At 62.6% G+C, this 15088-nt stretch carries 12 protein-coding genes; 9 read left to right on the top strand and 3 right to left on the bottom strand.

Annotation, left to right across the window (positions count from 1 at the left end; translation table 11 throughout):
- Nucleotides 1-18: 18 nt before the first annotated feature.
- The 4 genes from ACERHN_RS01800 to ACERHN_RS01785 all read left to right on the top strand — a co-directional run bounded on the left by ACERHN_RS01800 (nucleotide 19) and on the right by ACERHN_RS01785 (nucleotide 5177).
- Complete coding sequence (locus tag ACERHN_RS01800; RefSeq protein ID WP_415920935.1) at nucleotides 19-471, top strand: methyltransferase family protein; 453 nt, start codon at nucleotides 19-21, stop codon at nucleotides 469-471.
- 136 nt (nucleotides 472-607) lie between these two features.
- Nucleotides 608-2188 carry a Re/Si-specific NAD(P)(+) transhydrogenase subunit alpha gene (locus ACERHN_RS01795; RefSeq protein ID WP_415920934.1) on the top strand — a complete coding sequence of 527 codons (1581 nt, stop codon included), beginning with the start codon at nucleotides 608-610 and terminating at the stop codon, nucleotides 2186-2188.
- Nucleotides 2189-2201: 13 nt separating this feature from the next.
- Complete coding sequence (locus ACERHN_RS01790) at nucleotides 2202-3719, top strand: NAD(P)(+) transhydrogenase (Re/Si-specific) subunit beta (RefSeq protein ID WP_415920933.1); 1518 nt, start codon at nucleotides 2202-2204, stop codon at nucleotides 3717-3719.
- A 174-nt stretch (nucleotides 3720-3893) separates the two neighbouring features.
- On the top strand, nucleotides 3894-5177 hold the full coding sequence (locus tag ACERHN_RS01785) for a DUF3422 family protein (RefSeq protein ID WP_415920932.1): 1284 nt from the start codon (nucleotides 3894-3896) through the stop codon (nucleotides 5175-5177).
- Nucleotides 5178-5621: 444 nt separating this feature from the next.
- On the opposite strand, the gene ACERHN_RS01780 is transcribed toward ACERHN_RS01785, so the two are convergent.
- The 3 genes from ACERHN_RS01780 to ACERHN_RS01770 form a co-directional block, all read right to left on the bottom strand.
- Nucleotides 5622-6617: an ABC transporter permease gene (locus ACERHN_RS01780; protein ID WP_415920931.1), complete on the bottom strand. Its 996-nt coding sequence runs from the start codon at nucleotides 6615-6617 to the stop codon at nucleotides 5622-5624.
- Nucleotides 6610-7617 carry an ABC transporter permease gene (locus ACERHN_RS01775; protein ID WP_415920930.1) on the bottom strand — a complete coding sequence of 336 codons (1008 nt, stop codon included), beginning with the start codon at nucleotides 7615-7617 and terminating at the stop codon, nucleotides 6610-6612. Before ACERHN_RS01775 ends, ACERHN_RS01780 begins: the two co-directional genes overlap by 8 nt.
- Nucleotides 7618-7697: 80 nt before the next feature.
- A complete protein-coding gene (locus tag ACERHN_RS01770; RefSeq protein WP_415920929.1) occupies nucleotides 7698-9395 on the bottom strand; it encodes a peptide ABC transporter substrate-binding protein in 1698 nt (565 codons plus the stop codon).
- A gap of 281 nt (nucleotides 9396-9676) precedes the next feature.
- Here ACERHN_RS01770 and ACERHN_RS01765 point away from each other — a divergent pair, with 281 nt between their 5' ends.
- The 5 genes from ACERHN_RS01765 to ACERHN_RS01745 are packed head-to-tail and all read left to right on the top strand — an operon-like array spanning nucleotide 9677 to nucleotide 15083.
- Complete coding sequence (locus ACERHN_RS01765) at nucleotides 9677-11509, top strand: ABC transporter ATP-binding protein (RefSeq protein ID WP_415920928.1); 1833 nt, start codon at nucleotides 9677-9679, stop codon at nucleotides 11507-11509.
- 3 nt (nucleotides 11510-11512) lie between these two features.
- Nucleotides 11513-12211, top strand: a complete 699-nt coding sequence (locus ACERHN_RS01760; RefSeq protein ID WP_415920927.1) for an SDR family NAD(P)-dependent oxidoreductase — start codon at nucleotides 11513-11515, stop codon at nucleotides 12209-12211.
- A gap of 5 nt (nucleotides 12212-12216) precedes the next feature.
- Nucleotides 12217-12579 (top strand): bleomycin resistance protein, encoded by a 363-nt coding sequence (locus ACERHN_RS01755; RefSeq protein WP_415922785.1) that lies wholly within the window; start codon nucleotides 12217-12219, stop codon nucleotides 12577-12579.
- Complete coding sequence (gene argE, locus ACERHN_RS01750; RefSeq protein WP_415920926.1) at nucleotides 12576-13730, top strand: acetylornithine deacetylase; 1155 nt, start codon at nucleotides 12576-12578, stop codon at nucleotides 13728-13730. The genes ACERHN_RS01755 and argE overlap by 4 nt, the downstream gene beginning before the upstream one ends.
- A gap of 6 nt (nucleotides 13731-13736) precedes the next feature.
- Nucleotides 13737-15083, top strand: a complete 1347-nt coding sequence (locus ACERHN_RS01745) for an NAD(P)/FAD-dependent oxidoreductase (RefSeq protein WP_415920925.1) — start codon at nucleotides 13737-13739, stop codon at nucleotides 15081-15083.
- Nucleotides 15084-15088: the final 5 nt, after the last annotated feature.

The raw sequence follows: 15088 nt of genomic DNA, 5'->3' as shown, positions 1-15088 counted from the left end.
CTGCGGAAACATCCGCGCATGAAATCCTATGTGGACATACCGCCCGTCTGGCTGGCCTGCGCCATTGCGGTGGCGTGGCTGCAGGGGCGCTATGCCCCGTTTGGGCTGAGTGTGGATCACCCGGTCACACGTGGGTTGGCCGGGGCGCTGATCGGGGCCGGTCTGGTCCTGATTGCGCTGGCCGCATGGGAATTCCTGCGCGCGCGCACCACCATCATCCCGCACCAAACCCCGCATGCGCTGATCACGCGCGGCGTTTTCGGGGTCACGCGCAACCCGATCTACCTGGCCGATGCGTTGATCCTTGCTGGCTTTGTCCTGCGGTTTGATGCGGTGGTGTCGCTGGTGCTGGTCCCGCTCTTTGTCTGGTGGATCGAGCGCCGCTTTATTGTGGCCGAGGAAGACAGGATGCGGCGGGTGTTTCGCGCGAAATTCGCGCAGTACGAAAGGAAAGTGCGCCGTTGGGTCTGACATCTTGCTGATTGTTACGCGCTGACGTTGGGGCGTTGCTTGCGCTGCCCGCCGGTTGAGAGTAGTGGACACTCGGCTTCTGTGCACCATCTTGCGCAGTCGCTGCCACTGCCAAAGAGGACGGGGGATTTACCGGATGAAAATCGGTACACCAAAAGAGATATTTGCCGGCGAGCACCGCGTTGCGATGACGCCGGAAAGTGCCGCGGCTTTGCAAAAGCTGGGCCATGAGTGCGTGATCGAAACCGGTGCGGGCATGAATGCCGGCTTTGCGGATGCCGATTACAAGGCCGCCGGTGTCGAAGTCGTCAAGACCGCCGCCGCCCTGTGGAAAGCCGCGGATGTGGTCGCCAAGGTGCGCGTGCCCGACGATGGCGAGATGAAGCGCCTGCGGGATGGCCAGACGCTGATTTCGTTCTTCAGCCCCGTTGCGGACGAAAAGAAGATGGAAAGCGCGGCCAAGAAGGGCGCCACCGTCATCGCGATGGAAATGATCCCGCGCATCAGCCGGGCGCAGAAGATGGACGCGCTGTCATCGATGGCGAATATCGCGGGCTACCGCGCGGTGATCGAGGCGGGCAACAACTTTGGCCGCTTCTTTACCGGGCAGATCACGGCAGCGGGCAAGGTGCCCCCGGCCAAGGTTCTGGTTGTGGGTGCGGGCGTTGCAGGTCTGGCGGCGATCGGCACGTCGACATCGCTGGGTGCGATCACCTACGCCTTTGACGTTCGGCCCGAAGTGGCCGAACAGGTCGAATCGATGGGCGCTGAATTCGTCTATCTCGATTTCGAGGAAGAGCAGCAGGATGGATCGTCTTCGGGCGGCTATGCCTCTGTTTCCTCACCGGAATTCCGCGAGGCGCAGCTGGCCAAGTTCCGCGAACTGGCCCCTGAGGTGGACATTGTCATCACCACCGCGCTGATCCCCAACCGCGAGGCGCCTGAGCTGTGGACCGAGGACATGGTGAAATCCATGAAACCCGGCTCTGTCATTGTGGACCTTGCGGCGGAAAAGGGCGGCAACTGCAAGCTCACCGTCATGGACGAGAAGATCGTGACCGACAATGGCGTGACCATCATCGGCTATACCGATTTCCCGAGCCGCATGGCGACGCAGGCCTCGAGCCTTTATGCGACGAACATCCGTCACCTGATGGCGGATCTGACGCCGGAAAAAGACGGCGTGATCAATCACGACATGGAAGACGACGTTATCCGTGGCGCGACGATCACCCACGAAAAGGCCGTCACCTTCCCGCCGCCACCGCCCAAGGTGGCCGCAATTGCCGCAGCGCCCAAGAAAGAAGCGCCCAAGGAACTGACGGCGGAAGAAAAGCGCGCCGCAGAGACGGCTGCGTTCAAGGCGCAGACCAAGAACCAGGTGATCCTGCTGGCCGTGGGCGCGGCTCTTGTGCTGGGCATCGGGTTGATCCCGGGCATGCCGGCCAGCTTTATGCAGCACTTCATCGTGTTCGTGCTGTCGGTGTTCATCGGCTTCCAGGTGATCTGGAACGTGGCGCATTCGTTGCACACGCCATTGATGGCGGTGACCAATGCGATTTCCAGCATCATCATTCTGGGCGCGCTCATTCAGATCGGATCGACCAGCATGTTGATCACGCTTCTGGGGGCGCTTGGTATCTTCATGGCGGCAGTCAACATCTTTGGCGGCTTCCTCGTCACCCGGCGCATGCTCGCCATGTTCCAGAAATCCTGAGGGGGGCGCACTCATGGAAAACGCATTCACCATTGCGGCCTATGTGGTCGCGGCCATTCTGTTCATCCTGTCGCTCGGCGGTCTGTCGGGGCAGGAAAGCGCCAAACGCGCCGTGTGGTACGGCATCGTTGGCATGGCTCTGGCCGTGTTCGCGACCCTCGTGGGGCCGGGCTCTGGCCTGTGGCTTGCCTCGCTGGTCCTGATCGCGGGCGGCGCTGCTGTCGGCTATCAGCTGGCCACCAAGGTCGAAATGACACAGATGCCAGAGCTGGTGGCGATCATGCACAGCCTCGTGGGTCTGGCAGCGGTCTTTGTCGGCTTTAACGCGGATCTGATGATCAACTACATCAGCGGGATTTACGGGGCCGAGGGCCTTGTTCTGGGCGCTGTGGCCGAGGACGGGCTGACCGTGATCGGCCTGCCCAAGGAGGCCTATGACGGGCTGTCGAGCTTTGGTCAGCTGATTGCCAAGAAGTCCGGCGTCGAAATCGGCATTCTGCGGGTCGAGCTTGTGCTGGGCATCTGGATCGGTGCGGTGACCTTCACCGGATCTGTCATCGCCTATGCCAAGCTGGCGGGGGGATCGTCGCTGTTGCCTTTTGCCGTGGACACCGGCGCGAAGAAACTGCCCGGTGGGCATTTTCTGAATGCAGGTGCGGCGGCGCTGTCGGTCATTCTCGCGTTCATTTACCTCGGGTCTGGCGGGACATTCACGCTGGTGCTGCTGACGCTCTTGGGTCTGTTCATCGGCTATCACCTGATCATGGGCATTGGCGGCGCGGACATGCCGGTCGTGGTATCGATGCTGAACAGCTATTCCGGATGGGCGGCGGCGGCCATCGGCTTCTCGCTTGGCAATGACCTCTTGATCGTTGTGGGCGCGCTTGTGGGCTCCTCCGGCGCAATCCTCAGCTACATCATGTGTAAGGCGATGAACCGGTCCTTCGTGTCCGTGATCTTGGGCGGCTTTGGCGGCCCCGCGGGTGAGCAGATGGCGGTGGAGGGCGAACAGGTTGCGATCGAGGCCGACGGCGTTGCCGCGGCCCTGAACGAGGCCGACAGCATCGTGATCATCCCCGGCTATGGGATGGCCGTGGCGCAGGCCCAGCAGGGCGTGGCCGAGCTGACCCGCAAGCTGCGCGCCAAGGGCAAGACCGTGCGCTTTGCGATCCACCCGGTCGCCGGGCGTCTGCCGGGGCACATGAACGTGCTCTTGGCCGAAGCCAAGGTGCCCTATGACATCGTGCTCGAGATGGATGAGATCAACGACGATTTCCCGGAAACGGACGTGTCCATCGTGATCGGGTCGAACGACATCGTGAACCCGGCGGCACAGGACGACCCGAACAGCCCCATCGCCGGTATGCCGGTGCTGGAATGCTGGAAGTCCAAGCAGGTGTTCGTGTCCAAGCGCGGGCAGGGCACAGGTTACTCTGGAATCGAGAACCCGTTGTTCTTCAAGGAAAACACGCGGATGTTCTATGGCGATGCCAAGGCGTCCATCGACAAGCTGCTGCCCATGATCGATTGATCATTGGCACAGTCAGAACTGCAAAAGGCGGGCCCCCGGGTCCGCCTTTTTTGTGGCGGGTTGGCCCCCGTATACAATTGCATTCTGTTAACACACTGAAAAACATCAAGAAATACTTTGGCAAGCGGGAATATGCGGGCTATATCGCATCAGGCAGACAGGCAGGATAAACCTATGGCCCCCATCGAAGACCATCCCCTCCGTTACCGGTTGGCAAATGAGCTGCATGCGCGGCCGTTCCCGTCGATGGTGGCACCGTCCGCGGCCGTTTACGTGGCGTTCAAACAACCGGAAATGGCCGCCAACCGGGATCGGGCCAAGGATCTGGCGCATCTGCACGATCTGCTGGACCGGCACGGCGTGCCGCACCCGCAGCCGGGCGCCACGCATTACTATGGTCAGATCGGGCGGCACTGGCTGAAGTGGGAACAGCATACGGAATTTGTGACCTACACGATTTTCACCGAAGGGGTCGCGGATCGTCCGTTCGAGGCCGCGGCCTTTGATCCGTTCCCGCAAGACTGGCTGGAGAACGCACCGGGGCAGCGGGTGACGTCCATACTGGTCCGGGTTGAAGAAGAGCTGCCGCCTGAGGATATCAAGGGGCGGTTGGCGGAATGGTTCGTGCCCGAGAGCCTTGCCGTGAGTTCGGTGCTGGATGGGTCGGCGGTGATTGCCGGGGACTTCCGGATTGATCCCAACGGGCACATGCGGTTTGCGGTCTTTGCCGCGTCGGACACCGGCAAGCGACGGGTGGGCCGGATCGTGCAGCGACTGTGCGAAATCGAGACCTACAAGACGATGTCTATGCTTGGTTTTGCCCGGGTGCGCAGCATGGGTGCGCAGCTTGGCGCGCTGGACACCCGGTTGACCACATTGGTCGAGGAGATGTCGCAGGAAGGATCGAAGGCGGAACAGACCTTGCAGGCGCTCTTGGCCATATCGGCGGAGCTGGAGACACTGTCGGCGCAATCGTCGTTCCGGTTCGGGGCGACATGGGCCTATGAAGCGATTGTCGAAGAGCGCATTACCGCGCTGCGTGAGGCGCGGTACGAGGGGCGGCAGACATTCCTTGAATTCATGGTACGGCGGTATCAACCCGCCATGCGCACGGTGCGTTCGGCGCAGGAGCGTCTGGAGGCGATGGGCAGTCGCGGTGTGCGTGCCGCGAACCTGCTGCGGACCCGTGTGGATGTGGAGCGATCGGCACAAAACCAGGCGCTGCTGGAAAGCATGGACAAGCGGTCTGATTTGCAATTGCGGCTCCAGCGCACGGTTGAGGGCCTGTCTGTGGTTGCGATCAGCTACTATGCGGTGTCGTTGGCGGGATATCTTTTGTACCCGCTGGAGGCTCCGACAGGCTTGTCCAAAAACATGCTGACCGCGCTTGTGACCGTGCCGGTTGTGGTGCTGGTTTGGGGCATGGTGCGCCAATTGCGAAAGAGTGCGGAGAAGTAAAACGCGGCTGCGCATGCAGACGCGTTTGGTGGCAAGGACAGCTTTTTGAAAAAGCTGTCAGCCACGCGGACGATCATCTGGGCGCGTCATCGCACGGCTGCGCATGCAGACGCGTTTGGTGGCAAGGACAGCTTTTTGAAAAAGCTGTCGGTCACGCGGTTGATCATCCGGGCGCGTCTTTGCACGGCTGCGCATGCAGACGCGTTTGGTGGCAAGGACAGCTTTTTGAAAAAGCTGCCGGTCGCCCGGTCAATCATCTGGGCGCGCCGTTGTGCGGCTGCGCATGCAGACGCATTTGGAGGCCGGGGCAGCTTTTTTGAAAAAGCTGCCCGCTCGCCGGTGCGTGTCTGGCGTTTACGCGGCGGTTGTGCGCGTGATCTAGGAAGGAGGGGGCTCTGCCCCCGCGGCTGCGCCGCCCCCCGGGATTTTCGGGAACAGAGACGATCAGCGGCCGCGGATGCGGGGGTCGAGGGCGTCGCGCAAACCGTCACCAAGATAGTTCACACCCAACACGGTGAGGGAGATCAGAATGCCGGGCAGGATCACGCGTTCGGGGTATTGCTCCATCCGCTGGACCGCGTCGGCCAGCAGCTTGCCCCATGTGGGGAAGTCCGACGGGAAGCCCACACCGAGGAAGCTGAGCGCGCTTTCCGTGATGATCGCAGTGGCGAGGCCCAATGTGGCGGAGACCATGATCGGCGAAATCACGTTGGGCAGCAGGTGTCGCCGGATGATCTTGGCCGGGGTGGTGCCGATGGAGCGTGCAGCCAGGATGAACTCGCGCTCCTTGAGGGCAAGGATATCGCCGCGCACGATCCGCGCGGTTTGCATCCAGGAGGTGAGGCCCACCACGCTGACGATCAGGATGAACATGCCTCCTTCGGGACCGAAGCTGGCGTTGAGCGGCTGGCGGAACAGGGTCACCGCCACCAGCAGGATCGGCAGGATGGGCAGCGACAGCACCAGATCGGTGAAGCGCATCAGCCAGAAATCGAGGCGGCGGAAGTAGCCCGACAACACGCCTACGGTCGTACCAATCACAAGCGCGAGGATCATCGCGGCCCAGCCGACGGCCATGGACGCGCGACCCCCGGAGATCAATTGCGCGAGGATGTCGCGGCCCAATTGGTCCGAGCCCAGCGGTTTGTTCCAGCCGACTTTGGCCGTGCTGTCCCACAGCGCCACGTAGATCGGGCGCATGTCCTTGTTGCGGATATCGATCTTGGTCGCGTCGACCTGCCACAGCAGCGGTCCCAGCAGCACCGCCAGCGTGATGAACACCAGAAAGCCGCCGCCGAACATCGCGCCCTTGTGGCGCTTGAACTGGTCCCAGACGTCTTTCCACTGGCTGCGCGGGGCCTTGGGTGGTTCGCGGTCCTGCAGGGCGGCCAGCGCGTCCGCCTCGGGATCGGGGGCGGCCTGGATGGGCTGATCAGTCATAGCGAATCCTCGGGTCCAGCACGCCGTAGAGCACGTCGGCAATCAGGTTGAAGAGCACGATCAGGATCGCGAAGATAAAGGTGAGGGTCATCACCATCGGAATGTCATTGGCAAAGAGGGCCGTGATCAGCAGTTGCCCGATCCCGTTCACCTTGAACACGTTTTCGGTGATGATGGCGCCGCCGAAAATGGCGGGAATGCCCAAGGCGATGACCGTGATCACCGGGATCATCGAGTTGCGCAGCACGTGGACCATGACCACGACACTTTCGCGCAGGCCCTTGGCGCGCGCGGTGCGCACGTAATCCTGCCCCAGATTGTCCAGCATGGACGATCGCATGTAACGGCTGATCTGCGCCGTGGTTTGCAGGGCCAGCACCATCACGGGCATGATCATCTGGTTGAACTGGACCTTGAAGCTGGCCCAGTCCGTGACGACGTGGGTCGTGTCGTAGATCGACGGAAACCACCCCAGCTGCACGGAAAACACCACGATCAGCAGGGGACCGGTAAAAAACGGCGGGATCGAAAAGCCGATCATCGTGATGAACGTGCCGGATTGATCGAACACCGAATATTGCTTGTAGGCGGAGTAGACGCCGATGGGCAGTGCGATGGCGATGCCGACGATATAGCTGAGGCCCACCACCCACAGGGTCTGGGGGATACGCTGCACCACGATGTCCATGACCGGGCTGCGCGTCTGCCACGAGATCACGCGTTGCTTGCCCTCGGCAAAGGCGGTGCCGAACCAGTGGTCAATCAGCACCTGCGGTTCGATCCAGAAGAACTGGATGATCCATTTCCAGTACTGGATCAGGATCGGCTGACCGAGGCCAAGCGCCTCGCGCATCTTTTCCTTGACCTCCGGCGGCACGGTCAGCGGCACCTGCGCCATTGGATCGCCCGGCGCCAGCTGCAACAGCATGAAGATGGCCAGGCTTATGAAAATAAGCGTCGGGATCGACAGGAGCAGTCTGCGGATCGTGAATGTGAGCATACAGCGCGGCCTCTTGGCGGGGTCTTATTCTTGTTTGAGGGAGGGTAGGATGGGCGTGCCCGCCCATCCTGTCGGTCGGATTACTCCGCGCGCGACCAGTCCGCGATGTTCCACAGCTCGCTGTCCCACGAGTTCATGCGGACACCTTGCAGCGCGTTGGAGCGTGCCGAGATATCACCACGGTGCGTCAGGGGGATCATCGCCCCGTTGCTGACCGCCATGTCATTCAGCTCGCGCCCGATCCGCGCCCGTTCGTCGAGATCGGATGTCTGCGCCAGGGTGTTCCAGAGCGCATCATACTCTTCCATGCAGAAGCGCGAGATGTTCTCACCCTGCCATTGCGTTGCGGGGCTCGGGGCCTTGTCGCAGAGCATGTTGGCCAGATACGCCTGCGGATCGGTGCCCGAGAACGTGTTGGTGTACATCTCGACATCCGCATAGAAGCGCTGGAATGTGTCCGGGCTTCCGGCGTCGCCACCAAAGAACACGGATGCATCAATGTTGCGCAGTTCGGATTCGATGCCGATCTGGCTCCACCAGTCCTTGATCAGCGCCTGGTAGTCCTGGCGGATCGAGTTGGTGGAGGTCTGGAACAGGATCGACATCTCAACGCCGTCCTTTTCACGGACACCGTCACCGTTGGTATCCACGATGCCTGCCTCATCCAGCATGGCATTTGCCGCCGCAATATCCTGCGTGTCGCAGGTGAACGTGTCCGAATTGTAGGACGCAGGCGCAGGGATCCAGTTGCAGGTCACCTGACCACCGGCGCCGTAGCCGATTTCGGCCAGCAGCACGCGGTCAATGGCCAGCGACATGGCGTTGTACACGACCGGGTCTGACAGGAACGGGTGCGGGCGGATCACCGAACGCTCTTCGGCGCTCAGCGACGGATCGGGGTTCGTGTTGTTGAGCATGATGCGCTCGACCGAGGGGCCAAAGCTGGTCATCAGCTCGCCATTGCCCGCGCTTTGCATTTCGGCCAGCACGTCCGGTGCGACCTGCAGGTTCCAGGCATAGTCAAACTCGCCTGTTTCAAGCACGGTACGTGCCGCACCCACGGCGTCACCGCCGCCCTTGAAGTTGATCTTGGCAAAGGCAGGCTTGGCCGGATCACGGTAGTTGGGGTTCGCCGACAGCGTGATGACGTCGTTGGGACGGAAATCATCCACCACAAACGCGCCTGTGCCGATGGGGTTAAAGTTCTGGTCGGTGCAGGTGGGCGCTGCCGCACCGATGCATCCCTCGAACTGGGCCTTTTGGATCACGGGGCTTTCTGCGCCGCCAAAGGCTGCAAACGGGTAGGGCGTCGGGCTTGAGAACTTGATGACAACGGTTGTGTCATCCGGCGTCTCGATGCTCTCGATGCCTTCGAATTTCGTGATTTGCGCACAACCACCCTCGGGATGGGTGCAGTAGTCATAGGTGAACTTGACGTCGGCAGAGGTGAACGGCGTGCCGTCGGACCACAGGATGCCATCCTTCAGCGTCCATGTGATCGTTGTGAGATCCTCGGAAATCCCGCCATTTGCCACGCTCGGGATTTCGGTCACAAGCCATGGCACGATCGCGCCCGTTTCGTCAAAACGGATCAGCGGTTCGATCACCATCGAAGAGGCTTCGACCTCCTTGGTGCCGCCGGACAGGAACGGGTTCATCGTTGACGGGGCTTGCCAGTAGATGATGTTCACCTGACCGTCCGCGCCGCGCTCGGCAAAGGCCGCAGGCGCGAGCGCAGTGGCAGCCACAGCACCCATCAAAAGGGATTTTATTGTCATGTCACACTCCTTGTTGGATGGCAGGCATTGCTGCGCATCAAAGACGCCGCTTGGGAACGACGCGTTTCTGGCCAAGGGGTCATGCATGCACTTGTATGGCGTAACCCACGGTTTACCCGTGGTTTTTACGCGCGCCCCCTCAGCGCGTGCGTTCATCGAAACAGAACCTGCTGAAATTGCAAGCCCTGCGTGCGGTCAAGCTGCGTATTTGGGGGTTCGGGGTTTGACAGTGCCTGTCCCTTCGCCCAATCTCGGGGCTGCGGCTGCAAGCGGAGAAAGCGATGCTGGACCATCAGGGGCAAACACCGATCGCCGATATCAAGAATCTGCGCGTCGAATTCCAGACCAAGGATGGCCCGGTGGTGGGGGTGGAGGACGTATCGTTTTCCGTGGGCCCCGGCGAAACCGTCTGTGTCGTGGGCGAATCCGGCTCCGGCAAATCGGTGTCGTCCCTGTCGCTGATGCGGCTGGTGGAATTTGGCGGCGGCACCATCGCGGGCGGCAGCCTTGTCTTTGATCGCAAGGGCGCGGATGCGGTCGATCTGGCACAAACCGAACAGGATCTGATGCGCACGATCCGCGGCAATGAAATCGGCATGATCTTTCAGGAGCCGATGACTGCGCTGAACCCAGTGTTCACCGTTGGCCGTCAGCTGACCGAAGGGCTGCGCCTGCACAAGGGCATGTCGAAAAAGGCGGCAGAGGCACGTGCGCTGGAACTGCTGCGGCAGGTGCGCATTCCCGAACCCGAACGCCGCCTGCGCCAGTATCCGCACGAATTGTCAGGCGGCATGCGCCAGCGTGTGGTGATCGCGATGGCGCTCGCCTGTGAGCCGCGCCTGCTCATCGCGGATGAACCGACGACCGCGCTTGATGTGACCATTCAGGCGGAAATCCTCGCCCTCATGGACCGGCTCAAGCGTGAGACGGGCACTGCCGTCATGTTCATCACCCACGACATGGCCGTGGTGGCCCAGATGGCCGACCGCGTCGTCGTCATGTTCCGCGGCAACAAGGTCGAAGAGGGCACGGTCGAGGAAATCTTTGAAAACCCGCAGCATCCCTATACCCAGGCGCTGCTGGCCGCCGTGCCAAAACTGGGTGAGATGCGCGGCAAGGCGGCCCCCGAACCGATGAAGCTGCTGGGCCGCGATCAGGGTGCAATCGAACCCATTCCCGGCACCAATGAACCGCTCCTGACGGTCAAGGGGCTGACAACGCGGTTCCCGGTCAAGGGCGGGTTCTTTCGCCGGACGGTGGCCAATGTGCACGCGGTCGAAGACATCTCCTTTACGCTCAACAAAGGTCAGACGCTGAGCCTCGTGGGCGAAAGCGGGTGCGGCAAATCCTCGGCAGGCCGCTCGATCCTGCGTCTGGTGGAGCCTCTGTCCGGAACCGTCGATCTCGATGGCACCGACGTCATCGCGCTCAGCGACCGCAACCTGCGCGAGGCGCGGCGCGACATGCAGATGATCTTTCAGGATCCGTTTGCCTCGCTCAACCCGCAGATGCAGCTGGCCGATCAGGTGGCCGAACCGATCCACAATTTCGGCACGCTGTCGGGCAGCGCGGTGCAGGATCGTGTGTCGATGCTCTTTGACCGGGTGGAGTTGCCGCGCAGCTTCATGCGCCGGTATCCGCACGAGCTATCGGGCGGGCAGCGCCAGCGGGTCGCCATCGCCCGTGCGCTGGCGCTGGAGCCCAAGCTGATCATCGCGGATGAGGCGGTGTCGGCGCTGGACGTGTCGGTGCAGGCGCAGGTGCTGAACCTGATGATGGAGTTGCAGGCCGAACTGGGCGTCAGTTACCTGTTCATCAGCCACGACATGGCCGTGGTCGAACGGGTCAGCCACCATGTGGGCGTCATGTATCTGGGCCGCATCGTGGAAATGGGGCCGCGTGCGCGCGTGTTCGAAAACCCGCAGCACCCCTATACCCAGGCCTTAATGAAGGCGGTGCCCATCGCCGATCCGCGCCAGCGGAAATCGGAAAAGGACCTCAATTTCAAGCCGATCCCGTCGCCGATCCATCCGGTGGACTACACGCCGGAACCCAGTGTCTATGACGAGGTCGAACCGGGGCATTTCGTGCTGACCACCGACAGCGGTTATTGATCCATGGGCGCGGCGCGCAAAGCGGCGCTGGTCACCGGCGGCGCGCGCGGCATCGGCGCGGCCATAGTTGCCGCACTGGCGGACGACCACGACGTCATGGTGCACCACAACACGACACCGCCCGAAAACGCAGGCACCGCGCAGGTGCGGGGCGATCTGCGCGCGCTGGACACGCCAAAGGCGCTGATCGACGCGACCATCGCGGCCTTTGGACGGCTCGACGTGATCATCCACAACGCGGGCGCCATCGAAATGTCGCCCATCGACGGCTTCGCGCCGCAGAACTATCAGGCGATCTTTGACGTGAACCTGTTTGCGGCCCAGGGCCTTCTGGCCGCCGCTTTGCCGCATCTGAACCAAGGTGCGGCGATGGTCAGCATATCCTCCGTGAACGCCGAACTGCCGCCCATGGGCGCGGTGATGTATGGCGCGTCAAAGGCCGCGCTGGATCTGTGGACGCGCGGTGCGGCCAAGGAACTCGGCCCGCGCGGCATTCGCATCAACGCGGTCGCACCCGGTCCCATCGACGTACCCGCCGCCGGACGCGATGATGCGCTGAAACAGACCTTTGTCGATCTGACCGCCTTGGGCCGTATGGGCACGCCCGAGGATGTGGCCCAGGCCGTGCGGTTTCTGGCCAGCGACGCGGCCAGCTATATCACGGGTGAGGTGTTGGCGGTGTCCGGGGGATACCGCCTGTGAGCCGTATGACGCAAATCACGCCGTTTGTGCCATGCTCGTCGCTGGATGCGCAGATCGGGTTTTACGAAGGCATCCTCGGCTTCGAAGTCGGCTTTCGTGCCGACACTTACGCGTTCCTGCGCCGGGACGCGGTTGCGATCCGGCTGGTGCAGGTCTGGGATCAGGTCGATCTGTCTCATCCCGAACGCGAAGGGTCCTTCTATATTGATGTGGACGGCATCGACACGCTCTATGCCGCGCTCAAACCCCGGCTCGACACGCTGCCCGAGGGTCGTGTGCGCGCACCGTTCGACCAGGACTATGGCCAGCGTGAATTCCACGTGGCTGACGAAGACTGCACATTGATCTTCTTTGGAGAAGCGATTTGACCACACGCCTGACCCCGCTCGAGCTGATGACTCAGCTCATTCGCTTTCCCACGGTGAGCCGTGACACGAACCTGCCGCTGGTGGACTGGGTCGAGGAGTATCTGGCCGGGCACGGCATCACGTCCCACCGCTACTATCACCCCGATGGGGAAAAGGCCGCACTTTTTGCCCATGTCGGCCCCGAGATCGAGGGGGCCGTGGTCCTGTCGGGGCATACGGATGTGGTGCCCGTGGACGGGCAGGCCTGGGACACAGATCCGTTCGACGTCGTGGCGCGCGACGGCAAGTATTTCGGGCGCGGCACCTGTGACATGAAGGGGTTCGATGCGCTGGCCATCTGGACGCTGGTGGAGGCGCATTACGCAGGAAAACCCTGCCAATTGGCGCTCAGCTTTGACGAGGAAATCGGCTGCCTCGGTGCGCCGCCCATGATCAAGGCGATGCAGGGCGTGGTGCCCAAGGGCGGCCCGGTCATCGTGGGCGAGCCGTCGATGATGAAGGCCGTGACCGGCCACAAGGGCGGGCAGGGGTTCGACACCCATGTCATTGGCTTCGAGGTGCATTCCTCGCTGCTGCCCACGGGCGTCAGCGCGATCCTCGAAGGGGCGAAGGTCATCGATTTTGCCAACCACCGCAACGCGGAGAACGCCGCCGCCACGCCATCCGCGCTGGCGGCGATGTTCGATCCGCCCTTTACCACGTGGCATGTGGGTCAGATCGCGGGCGGCACGGCGCATAACATCACCGCCAAGGATTGCCGGTTCTCCATGGATTTCCGTGCGGTGCCCGGTGACGATACCGTCGCCCTCAAAGAGGCATACCTTGCCCATGTGGCCGAGATCGAAGCGGGCATGCAGGCGGTGAGACCGGAGGCGCGCATCGACGTCGATACGCGGTTCAACGTGCCCCCATTGACCCCCGAAGAGGACGGCCCGGCCGAAGCGCTTGTGCGTCGCATCACCGGTGACAATGGCAGCCACGTGGTCAGCTATGGCACCGAAGCGGGGCAATTTCAGGCGGCGGGCTATTCGGCGGTGGTCTGCGGGCCGGGGGACATCGCGCAAGCCCATCAGCCCAACGAATTCATCACCATCGCGCAGTTCGAGGCGGGTCACGCATTCATGCGCGGCCTGCTGGAGCAGATCGGGTAGCCCTGAATGACCGCGTTCCCCATCACGGACCGCTCGCCTGTGACATGGCCGGGACCGGCCCCGTCGGAGGCGGACGTGGTTGTGATTGGTGGCGGTGTGATCGGGGTCACGACGGCCCTGTTTCTGGCGCGCGACGGCCTGCGCGTTGTCTTGCTCGAAAAGGGCCGGATTGCGGGCGAACAATCGAGCCGCAACTGGGGATGGATCCGGCAACAGGGGCGTGACCCGGACGAGTTGCCGATCATGGTCGAGGCGGGCAGGCTCTGGCGGCAACTCGCGACAGAGACCAATGTTGATATCGGCCTGACCCAAGGGGGTGTGACGTATCTCGCACAGACGGATGCGGATATGGAGCGCTATGCCGCGTGGGTCCCACACGCGCAGGCCCATGGGGTCGATACAGCACTTTTGTCCCGCGCTGAGGCGCAGGCGCTGATCCCGGATCTGGCGCGCACTTACACAGGGGCGATGTATACCGCATCTGACATGAAGGCCGAGCCATGGGTGGCCGTGCCCGCGCTGGCCGGGATTGCCGCGCGCGCCGGGGTTACGATTGTTGAGCATTGCGCTGTGCGGGGCCTTGACATGGCGGCGGGGCGTGTCGCGGGGGTTGTGACCGAAAAGGGGCGCATTGCGGCACCCGAGGTCGTGCTGGCCGGAGGCGCGTGGTCCGCGCTGTTTCTGCGCCGGCATGGGGTGTCGTTGCCGCAATTGTCGGTGCGGGCGACCGTGGCGGCGCTGGACGCGGCACCGATGGCATATGGCGGCGGAGCAACGGATGGCGGCATCGCCTTTCGTCCGCGCGCGGATGGCGGGTATTCTGTTGCGGCGGGCGGGTTTCACGAACTGTTTGTGGGGCCGGATGCGCTGCGCAATTTTGGCAAATACCTGACCCAGTTGCGGGCCGAGCCGTTTGGCACGCGGTTCCTGCCCTTTGCGCCGCAGGGCTACCCCGATGGGTGGCGCACGCCCCGGCACTGGGCCGATGACGCGATCAGCCCGTTTGAGCGGCAACGCATCCTCAACCCCGCGCCCAACGCGGCCAAGGTGCGCGCGTTGCAAAAGGCGTTTGCCGACCGCTTTCCCGGTCTGGGCGCACCACGGCTCAAGACCGCGTGGGCGGGCATGATTGACGTGATGCCCGATGTGGTGCCGGTGATTGACCGGGTGACGCCGCTGCCCGGTTTGACCCTCGGGACGGGGATGAGCGGTCATGGGTTCGGGATCGGGCCGGGGGTGGGGCGCGTCCTTTCGGCTCTGGTCACCGGGCGTGATCCGGGTCATGATCTCAGTCGTTTCAGATTTGACCGATTTTCCGACGGAACCCCTATGCGCCTTGGTCCTGCGCTTTGACAACA

The sequence above is a fragment of the Tateyamaria rhodophyticola genome (genome assembly GCF_047777875.1).
GTDB lineage: Bacteria > Pseudomonadota > Alphaproteobacteria > Rhodobacterales > Rhodobacteraceae > Tateyamaria.
Note: the sequence above shows the minus strand (reverse complement) of the source record. Positions and strands in the feature narration are given on the sequence as shown.

Coding starts and splice junctions, on each gene's coding strand:
- ACERHN_RS01800 (WP_415920935.1), top strand. CDS start 19: ATGAAATCCTATGTGGACATACCGCCCGTCTGGCTGGCCTGCGCCATT.
- ACERHN_RS01795 (WP_415920934.1), top strand. CDS start 608: ATGAAAATCGGTACACCAAAAGAGATATTTGCCGGCGAGCACCGCGTT.
- ACERHN_RS01790 (WP_415920933.1), top strand. CDS start 2,202: ATGGAAAACGCATTCACCATTGCGGCCTATGTGGTCGCGGCCATTCTG.
- ACERHN_RS01785 (WP_415920932.1), top strand. CDS start 3,894: ATGGCCCCCATCGAAGACCATCCCCTCCGTTACCGGTTGGCAAATGAG.
- ACERHN_RS01780 (WP_415920931.1), bottom strand. CDS start 6,617: ATGACTGATCAGCCCATCCAGGCCGCCCCCGATCCCGAGGCGGACGCG.
- ACERHN_RS01775 (WP_415920930.1), bottom strand. CDS start 7,617: ATGCTCACATTCACGATCCGCAGACTGCTCCTGTCGATCCCGACGCTT.
- ACERHN_RS01770 (WP_415920929.1), bottom strand. CDS start 9,395: ATGACAATAAAATCCCTTTTGATGGGTGCTGTGGCTGCCACTGCGCTC.
- ACERHN_RS01765 (WP_415920928.1), top strand. CDS start 9,677: ATGCTGGACCATCAGGGGCAAACACCGATCGCCGATATCAAGAATCTG.
- ACERHN_RS01760 (WP_415920927.1), top strand. CDS start 11,513: ATGGGCGCGGCGCGCAAAGCGGCGCTGGTCACCGGCGGCGCGCGCGGC.
- ACERHN_RS01755 (WP_415922785.1), top strand. CDS start 12,217: ATGACGCAAATCACGCCGTTTGTGCCATGCTCGTCGCTGGATGCGCAG.
- ACERHN_RS01745 (WP_415920925.1), top strand. CDS start 13,737: ATGACCGCGTTCCCCATCACGGACCGCTCGCCTGTGACATGGCCGGGA.